This is a genomic window from Vibrio sp. MMH1-50, assembly GCF_022347645.1.
In the GTDB taxonomy this organism is placed as follows: domain Bacteria; phylum Pseudomonadota; class Gammaproteobacteria; order Enterobacterales; family Vibrionaceae; genus Vibrio; species Vibrio harveyi.
In genome coordinates, this window is record NZ_JAKRGG010000065.1 from 1 (window position 1) to 9,586 (window position 9,586).

A 9,586-nucleotide genomic window follows, 5' to 3' on the forward strand; every position below is an offset into this window, starting at 1 on the left:
CGATTCTTGATTTAGACCCACTAAACCTTTAAATCGCCGCCGCGTCTACAAACCAAGTCAGTCTCGCTGAACCTAGCATATCGAGGTTACTTGGGTATAAACAAAAAGCCATCAACATTTCTGCTGATGGCTTTTTACTTTATTGTTTTACTTTGGTGGTTTTACTTTGATAGCAGCGAGAGCCAGTTTAATCAAACAAATGACTATCGAGCCTCACGCCATTATTCGACCATAATTGATACCGTTTCACCGCGATTCCAGACGAGTACATGGTGTGCTTACAGTCCATACATTCCACAAAGTACAGACCACTCATGCCAGCCATAACATGTAACCTTCGACTGTCACAGCGCTTACAAGACAAGCGCTGCACCTTACTGTTTACATCCACACGACGGGCGAAGTTCAGCGTTTCATGCGAGCTTAGAGCCTCAACAGCGCTGTCTTTAAACGGGTGCTCACTGAGCAAGTGGTTGATGGCATAATCATACACCGGAGGAATCGATGTTTTGCCATTCTCTATATTGGTTATCTTAGCAACGGAAACTCCCAACAAAGATGCAAATTCCACTTTGCTGTATTCCAAGATAAACCTTGAAGAGATGAACTTATCTGCACTAATGATTCTCAACATACACAAATCTCTAATAGACATAAAAAGAGCGTGAGTTTGCCCCTTTATGTTGAAAAGGATAATAACAGGTTGCTTCTTACTGTATTTATACGCAGAGTGTGCGCTATTTTATTTTTGGGTATATTGCGCTCAATTAAGTTAAAGATCAATAGAGATAATAGAAAACCGAAAATAGAAATTAAGATTTAGTAATATAAAACTTAATAGCTAATATTAGTTAAAGTAATGAATCTAGATAGATCAACACAAATTAAGCTAACAAATTATTTTCATAGCCGTTTTATTGGCTAATCAATAATATTGGATTGGAGCTTAATTCGTGTATTTCCAACAAGGGGGGATTTCCCTCTATTTGTCGATTTATATAACGATAGGTGATTAAGTGATGGATTTCTGTTGAAAAATTGCATAAAGATCACTCACCTCTTTATACCTAAGAGATGCTTGGGTATATGCACTTGGTGGAACCTCTTATAACACGGGCAATAAAAAAGCCTCACGAATGAGGCTTGTTGAGATTCTGTGGCTGTAAGAAGTTCTGAGTAAAGTCGAGCACTTCTTTTGATGGTTGCTTGGGTGGAGAAGCAAACTCTTGCTGTGGTGGAACCTCAGCATCAAAGTTCAGCTCTGGTGCGCCATCAAGCAAACTTTCTTCTTCATGATGTTCTTCACTCAGCAACTCATTGAGTTCATCTTGGTCTGGGAAGTAAGGTTCACGTTTGTAGACCTTGTTTAACGCACGAATGATAGAGTGCTTTTTGACGAAACCAGATGCGAGCTTCCTCTGCAGCGGTTTAGCGATAGATTGCAGCCCCACTACAACATCCACGCCGATGTTGCTTGCGACTTCATCACGAACGACACGTGCTGGCTCATAGCCCATGTTCGCGGATAAAAACAGCCAAATATAAGCAATCGCATTGCCTGTTTTACCGGTATCTTTCCACGCTTCTCCCGCGTGAAACATTGCCTCTGCGCTGCCACTCTCCGCCGCTCTTTCAAGCCAATAACACGCTTTCACCATGCTTTTATCAGTGCCAGTGCCTCTTAGATAACACAAACCCACTTGGATTTTACCTTCAGCACTGTCTTGCTCAGCAGCTTTCATAAACCAGAACAAAGCATCAGCACTACGCCCTGCCGTATTCTCCGGTGATAACTGCCATTCCCCCATATACAACATGGCAGGAATACAACCCTCATCTGCTGCCATTTCGATGAGTTGATGCCCTTTGGGAATATTCTTCTCGGTACCACGTCCAGACAAAAGCGCCTTACCCGTTGCAAATTTCGCGTCGATATCACCTTCCATACCGGCAATCGCAGTACGCCAAAAATTCGCTTGCTCTCTTAAGATAACATCTTCACGCATTCGCTCAGCCAAACGCACCACACCATACATGCCGGTGACGTTATCCAGTTTGGCGGCCTTGTCGTACCAATACAGGGCGCGCTTAAGATTGTCTCGCTCTGATTCTTTCGCTAAATAGAGAATTGTCGGAATATGACCGGTCTCCGCCTTAAATTCACGCTCTTTACGTTCTTGTTCGCGCGCTTTTTGCATCGCCTTGCGATACGCCACTTCACGCGCTTTCCTCTCTGCCTCTAGACGTTGCTTACGCATCGACAACGAGATCATCCAAACAAATATCAGGATGAGTGAAAGGCCAGTTGCTGTAATAGCAATGCCCATACTACTCATAAACCGCCTCTTTTTAGGTCAGTGCTCACCGAGACTTTCCGCGCTTGGGAAAATCTGCAAAATTCTAACTCGGGGTATAATTGCGCCATCTTTGGCGTACTCCGCTCTATTATATAACGACCATGTAGGTAAAATCTGAAGTTTACTGGTCGAGTATGGCGAATTTTTATTCGATATCACCGCAACTTATTTTTAATTAAAAAATAACACCCCTAATTTTATAGGAATGAGTCACAGTTTTGGGGCTTAGACATTCTCCGCCCCTATCATCCCCCCTTTCTCCTCCTATAAAAATTTACATCTTTAGGCTGTGCTGAATATCTCACTATGAGACCGTTTTATTATTTAATTTGTGAACAAAATCTAGTGTGACAGAAAATTTTTACTTGTAAAAAACTTAACTGCCTGCTCTCACATTTTGCTGATAGTTCAGTGTATTAGCATCTTGTTGAACATTTCCTTTTCGGCATTTTGCCAATCTATTATCAATTCAATAACAATGGATTTGTAAACGTGGACAATAAAACATTTAAATTATCAGCGATTGCTAAAACCGTACTGCCGCTCCTTTCTGTGGCAGTCATCAGCGGTTGTGGCAGTGATAGCACAAGCGATGACACAACGAACCCTGGCTCTGGTCTACACCCTGCGGGAGAGAACGAAGTTGTCATCTATTACAAACGCGATGTCGCAGCTGCATCATCAGCAAGCGATTACGAAGGTTGGGGTCTACACCTTTGGAATGGCGAAGGCTGTACCAGTACCGATCTTGAAGAAATGGGGCTCCCAGAGGGCGGTACGGACTGGGGGTCACCTCGCCCATTCGACGGCATCAGTGACACTTACGGTGCTTACTACGTTCTGAAAGTGAACCCAGACGCATCTGACCCACACAACTGTATGAACTTCATCCTACACAAAGGGGATGAGAAGGCATTCGGCAGTGCAAACTCAAAAGTTGAGCTGACTAAGCTAGGTGAATCGAAAGGTTTGTTCGGCTTCCACGGCAGCAGCGAGCTTTACTACGAACCAATCGAAGAGCGTCCTGTAGAAATTGACGGTCAAAAAGCGCATTGGCTAGATGCTAATACCATCGCTTGGGAAGCGGCGGCGAATGCAGACTCAATGAAGCTTTACTACAGCTTGACTAACGACATCAAGATGGATGAAGACAAGCAAATCACTGGTGGTACAGCAGTTGAGCTGACGAAAGCAGGCGAATTGTCTGAAGCACTGAAAAAACGTTTCCGTCACCTTTCTAGCCTACAAGCAGCAGGTATCGATGTTGATGCTGACGTACTTCACACCATTCTAAAATCGCAAATCGTCATGGTGGCTTACAACGCAGATGGCGATGTTATTTCTGCAACTGAAGTACAAAAACCAGGCGTACTTGATGCCGTATTTGCTAACAAAGATGCAGGTAACGCAATCGGTCAGGAACTTGGCGCAATTGTTGATGGCAACGCAGCAACATTCAAGCTTTGGGCACCAACAGCGCAAGACGTTGACCTGATCATCTACGATGCAGATTTGAAAGAACAAGCAACCGTTGCGATGACAGAAGATCCAGCTACAGGTATCTGGGCATCAGAAGCGCAAAGCGACGTATTAAACAAATACTATCGTTACCAAGTTAAGGTTTACCACCCAACAACAGGTGTTGTAGAAACCCGCCTTGTTACTGACCCATACTCGCTAAGCTTGTCTCAAAACTCTCTGTACTCACAAGTTGTAGACCTAGACAGCGATAGCTTGAAACCTCAAGGTTGGAATGATTACAAACGTCCTGAACTTGCTAAAGACGAAGACCACGTACTGTACGAGTCGCACCTACGTGATTTCAGCTTTAGCGATACCAAAGGGACCAAAGCATACAATGGTAAGTACCTTGCTCTGACAGAAGCGGATCGTGAATCGGTTTCACACCTTCAAGCTTTGAAAGACGCAGGTCTCACTACGCTTCACATTCTGCCAGCATTCGATATCGCTACCGTCGATGAAAACGAAGCAAACCGCGTGGATATTACTGACACGGTTGGCAAACTCTGTGACATTAAACCAGCCGCTTCTGTTTGTGGTACAGAAAACGAAAGTAAAGTTATTGAAGATGTCCTAAACAGCTACGATCCAACAACGGGTTCAGCTCAGGCTCTGATGAATGACCTACGTATGCTAGACAGCTTCAACTGGGGCTATGACCCATTCCATTACACAGTGCCTGAAGGCAGCTACGCGACCGATCCTAATGGTTCTAAGCGTATTGTTGAATTCCGTGAAATGGTTCAAGCAACACACAAAATGAAGCTAAAACTTATCATGGACGTGGTGTACAACCACACTAACGCATCTGGCGTAAATGATAAGTCGGTTCTGGATAAGATTGTCCCTGGATACTACCACCGCTTGAACGTAAACACGGGTGGCGTAGAGAACTCAACTTGTTGTGATAACACAGCAACAGAGAACCTAATGATGGGTAAACTGATGGTTGACTCATTGTTAGTATGGGCAGACGACTACAAAGTGGATGGTTTCCGTTTTGACTTGATGGGTCACCAGCCAAAAGACGTGATGGTTTACGCGCTAGAGCAAGTACGTAAAGTTGACCCTAACACACTATTCTACGGCGAAGGTTGGGACTTTGGTGAAGTGGCACAAAACGCTCGCTTCGACCAAGCGACGCAAGTCAACATGGCTGGCACAGAGATCGGTACTTTCTCGGACCGTCTACGTGATGCAGTTCGTGGCGGCAGCCCATTCGATGGCGGTAAAGACTCAGAAGGTAACCACCCACTTCGCTTCAACCAAGGTTTTGGTAACGCGGCATACGCTAACGAAGAAACGAAGACAGACGCTGATTCAGTAAACGGTCGTCTACACAACCAAGATCTTGTTCGCCTAGGTATGGCGGGTAACTTGGCTGAATTCGTTCTTCTTGATTACAAGGGCGACACTAAACTTGGTAAGAACGTAGACTACAACGGTGCACCTGCGGGCTACACTAAGATGCCATCAGAGAACATCTCTTACGTATCTAAGCACGATAACCAAACGCTTTGGGACAACAACGCTTACAAGATTGCTACAGGCACCCCTTCTGCTGAACGCGCTCGTATGCAAAACGTGTCTCTATCTACGGTAATGTTGGGGCAAGGTATTCCATTCATTCACATGGGTTCTGAGCTGCTACGTTCGAAATCGATGCAGCGTGACTCTTACGATTCTGGTGACTGGTTCAACCGTGTCTTCTTCAACGGTACGGACAACAACTGGAACGTCGGTCTACCTCGTCAAGATAAAGATGGCGCAAACTGGGAGCTTATCCAGAAGATCGTTGGTGACAATTCTGCGAAACCAAGTGCTGAAGATATCGAGCTAACTAAGAAGCAATTCCTAGAACTACTGAAAATCCGCAGCTCTAGCGAACTGTTCCGCTTAGATACTGCACAAGAAGTAATGAACCGCGTCGATTTCCGTAACGTAGGCAAAGACCAAGTAGAAGGCTTGATCGTTATGTCTATCGATGACGGTAAATCAGCAGGTAAAGACCTAGACACCAACTACGATGCCGTTGTGGCAGTGGTGAACTCAACGTCTAAAGAGCAATCTTTCACAGTGAAAGGTGCAACAGGTTTCGAACTGCATGAGATTCAGAAGAACTCAGCAGACGACATCGTAAAAGGTGCAAGCTTCGCGGGTGAGACGTTCACAGTTCCTGCGCTAACAACAGCGGTATTTGTACAGCCTCAGGGCGGTGCACAAGGCGACGGTCTACCGGTTAACAAGGACAACAAAGACGTATCAAGCATTCCTCCTTACGGCGAAACTGTGGTTTACGTGAAGGGTTCTATGAACGGTTGGTCTGATAGCAGCGATTGGGCAATGACCTTTATCGGCAATGGCTTGTACTCAGTAACAGGTGTACTTGAAGCTGGTGATCACGAGTTCAAGTTTGCAGATTCAGGTTGGTCAAATCCAAACATCGGTTGTGATGCAGCAACCCAAGCAAGTGACTCTTTAGACCTAGGTGCAGCGGGCAACTGTAAGCTATCGGTAGCTGAAACTGGCAAATACAACTTCACTCTAAACGCACTGAATGTTCAAGATGAAAGCGTAGAAAAACCAGTAATTTCAGTAACGAAAGCAGCAGATGCGCCAACGTTTGGTGACACGTCACTGTTCTTACGCGGCACTATCACCACTTGGGATACGCCAGCTGAAGACTCTAGCGCTAAATTCTCTTACGTAGCCGCTGATGTTTACTCACTAGACATCGCTCTAGCAGCAGGCAGCTACGAAATGAAGATCGCAAGCGCAGACTGGGCTGATGCGACCAACTTTGGTGGTGACGGCAGCGTGGAGCTAGGTAAAGCGGTCACCATGAATGCCGGTGGCGGTAGCAAAAACCTTAAAATTACGATTGCTGAAGCAGGAAACTACAACTTCCACTTCAATGCGGCAGACAAGGCGGCACCAATCGTAACGGTAACTAAGAAGTAAAACAGTAGGCGCAATCATGTGCTAGCTTGGGGAGGGTAACACCTCCCCTTTTTTGTGCCTGTTTTCCGCAACGACGAAAACCACAAACCTCCACAGCTCATCGCTCCTAAACACAGCGAGAGTTAGTGTGGCAACTGCCACAACCTCGCCACGTTTTCTGCCAAATTGGCTAGGTTTGTATCCGCTTCTTCCATCGCTTCAGGCAAGCTCATTGCGCGTGGCACACACACGAATACCGCATCAATGCCATATTCGTAGACTGCTTGGAAGTTATCACCTGTACAGCCTGCTAGGGCAATCACTGGCAAACCATATTCTTTCGCCACTTTCGCCACACCCATTGGTGTTTTGCCATGCACGGTTTGATGGTCAATACGACCTTCACCAGTAAAGACAATATCAGCGTCTGCTACGTGCTCTGCGAGCTTTACGGTGTCTAGCACAATCTCGATACCCGGCTTCAGTCGTGCTGGGAGGTAACCAAGCAACGCCGCGCCCATACCACCGGCTGCACCTGCGCCTTTTTGAGTCAGAACGTGCTTGCCCGTCACTTGCTCTGTCAGTTCGCCGAATTTGTTGAGAGCGGAATCTAACAGCTCAACATCTGCTGACGTTGCGCCCTTTTGCGGACCAAAAATTGCTGATGCGCCTTTCTCTCCACACAATGGGTTATCAACATCACACGCCACCAGCACCTCACAATCAGCTAAGCGAGCGTCGAGACCTGATACGTCAATGCTTGCTAGCTCAATCAAACCGCCACCGTTGGGGGTGATTGGCTGACCAGCACTGTCAAGAAACTTAACACCTAACGCCGCCAGCATACCCGTACCGCCGTCATTGGTTGCGCTACCTCCTAAGCCGATGATCAAACGTTGCATACCGCGATCAAGCGCATTCGAAATTAACTGACCAGTACCAAAGCTGCTGGTGTTTTTCGGGTCACGAAGATCACTTGGCACAAGATGCAAACCACTTGCCTCGGCCATCTCAATCACTGCGGTTTCGCCATCCCCCAGAATACCGTAAAACGCCTTCACATCATTACCGAGCGGACCTTTTACAGTCACGAAAACCTGCTCCCCCTCAGTCGCATCAATCAAAGATTGAACTGTACCTTCGCCGCCGTCAGCAACAGGTAGCGTGACAAACTCTGCGTCTCGCCAAACACGAGACAAACCCACTTTGATCGCCTCACTTACTTGTTTAGCGGTCAAGCTCTCTTTAAACGAATCTGGGGCAATCACAACTTTCATTTCATTCTCCTGAAAACAGCGCGCTGCGAGGAACAAGTCGCAACTCATCAATGTAGCTATTCTCACTCAAAAACTCGGCGCATTCTTTAGGCAAACAACCAAATTACACTGAGCTTAATCATTTAAATCTTGTGCGCCTGCACAATAAATCAACTTAACTTATTGAGATGACTGGCAATATAAAGCTCAACCAACCCCGTAAAATCATGCGTTGAAATGCCCGTCACTTCACTGATTTTATCTAGACGGTACCTCAATGTATTTCTATGAATAAACAATGCATTAGCGCAATCATTAGCGTTGCCATTGGCATGAAAATACGCCTCTAAAGTTTTCACCAACTGCCCAGATTTGTCTGCTGAAGCAAGAGAAGTCATCGCCTGAGCGAGTTGTTCACCTTGCCAAGAGTCGGCTAACGGGGCGAGTAACACAGGTATGCGATACTCAGAGAAGCTCAATGTGATTTGTTCTGGATGAGAACGGCGACCAACGGCAAGCACCTGCTTGGCACTTTGGTAGGAAAGAGGGAGTTGTTTTGCGCCATCAAAATATTGCCCAATCGCAAGGCGAACATCGTCAATCTGATTCGCAGTTAATCGGCGCTGAATGCGCTCAAGTATACTTTGGTCACTGTTCGAGGTAGAGGAAGAACACAAAGGCTTGAGAACGACAATTTCGTTCATCGACATGATCGCCACCAACGGTTTATCTTCAGAACGATACAGTACGTCCACCACTTCACGTACCTTGCTCAAACTAACAGGAGCATTATCTGCAATAAGCTCAATCACCACGGCAACTCTTTGTGTTACTAAATCGATGCAAAGACGCTGAGCCCAATCGTGCAGATCTGAATCATTGAGTTGTTGGTTTAACCATGCTGATACAAACTCTTCTTGGTGGCGACGATCCCATTGCAACTGCTCCACCAGCGAAGCTTGCTCAATGGTCAGTTCCGCTGTCACCTTAACTAACTGAGCAAACGCTCGGATTTGCTCAGGTTTGCCAGTGACGCCCACCACACCAACCACTTCACCTTTAAAGTGCAGCAGCATATTGATGCCCGGTTTCACGCCTTGCAGGGATTGGCAACTTTGCTCATCCAACTCCAGCGAATCACCGTGGTTGAGCGCTAGCACCGCCCCATCGTGCTTTTGACCAATGCGCTCAGCTTCACCACTGCCAATAATAGTGCCTGCCGCGTTCATCACATTGATGTTGTGTCCAATGATCGACATAGTGCGATCGACGATTTGCTGCGCGAGTGTGTGGTCGAGAATCACCATTTCTGTTCCTAAAATCTCAACGATTGAGGCGTCAATAAATCACACTTTGTCTTCTATCGCCATGATATTGAGCTGGAATCAACGCCAAAGTGAAATATCACCCAATTATACCCAAGTGACTTCAAGATGCAGGATTCAGAGCGTTGTCATTGATTCGAGAGTAAGGAAAACAACGCAGTGTAATAGCTAGCTCTTTCCAAGTTGT

At 46.2% G+C, this 9,586-nt stretch carries 5 protein-coding genes; 1 reads left to right on the plus strand and 4 read right to left on the minus strand.

The features are described from left to right. Positions 1-187: 187 nt before the first annotated feature. Both MHO32_RS24740 and MHO32_RS24745 read right to left on the minus strand, forming a co-directional pair. Positions 188-634 carry a helix-turn-helix domain-containing protein gene (locus tag MHO32_RS24740; RefSeq protein WP_005447369.1) on the minus strand — a complete coding sequence of 149 codons (447 nt, stop codon included), beginning with the start codon at positions 632-634 and terminating at the stop codon, positions 188-190. A 496-nt stretch (positions 635-1,130) separates the two neighbouring features. Further along, positions 1,131-2,336, minus strand: coding sequence for a tetratricopeptide repeat protein (locus MHO32_RS24745; RefSeq protein ID WP_005447367.1), 1,206 nt, complete (start codon positions 2,334-2,336; stop codon positions 1,131-1,133). 513 nt (positions 2,337-2,849) lie between these two features. Between MHO32_RS24745 and pulA the strand changes: the two genes are divergently transcribed. Continuing rightward, complete coding sequence (gene pulA / locus MHO32_RS24750; protein ID WP_239214759.1) at positions 2,850-6,839, plus strand: pullulanase-type alpha-1,6-glucosidase; 3,990 nt, start codon at positions 2,850-2,852, stop codon at positions 6,837-6,839. 122 nt (positions 6,840-6,961) lie between these two features. Here pulA and MHO32_RS24755 read toward each other — a convergent pair whose 3' ends face one another. Together MHO32_RS24755 and MHO32_RS24760 are read right to left on the minus strand one after the other, a co-directional pair. Next, entirely contained in the window at positions 6,962-8,095 is a 1,134-nt protein-coding gene (locus MHO32_RS24755) for a glycerate kinase (RefSeq protein WP_239214761.1), read from the minus strand. A gap of 149 nt (positions 8,096-8,244) precedes the next feature. Then, entirely contained in the window at positions 8,245-9,381 is a 1,137-nt protein-coding gene (locus tag MHO32_RS24760) for a sugar diacid recognition domain-containing protein (protein ID WP_239214764.1), read from the minus strand. Between the last annotated feature and the right edge of the window lie 205 nt (positions 9,382-9,586).

Coding starts and splice junctions, on each gene's coding strand:
- MHO32_RS24755 (WP_239214761.1), bottom strand. CDS start 8,095: ATGAAAGTTGTGATTGCCCCAGATTCGTTTAAAGAGAGCTTGACCGCT.
- MHO32_RS24740 (WP_005447369.1), bottom strand. CDS start 634: ATGTTGAGAATCATTAGTGCAGATAAGTTCATCTCTTCAAGGTTTATC.
- MHO32_RS24760 (WP_239214764.1), bottom strand. CDS start 9,381: ATGGTGATTCTCGACCACACACTCGCGCAGCAAATCGTCGATCGCACT.
- MHO32_RS24745 (WP_005447367.1), bottom strand. CDS start 2,336: ATGAGTAGTATGGGCATTGCTATTACAGCAACTGGCCTTTCACTCATC.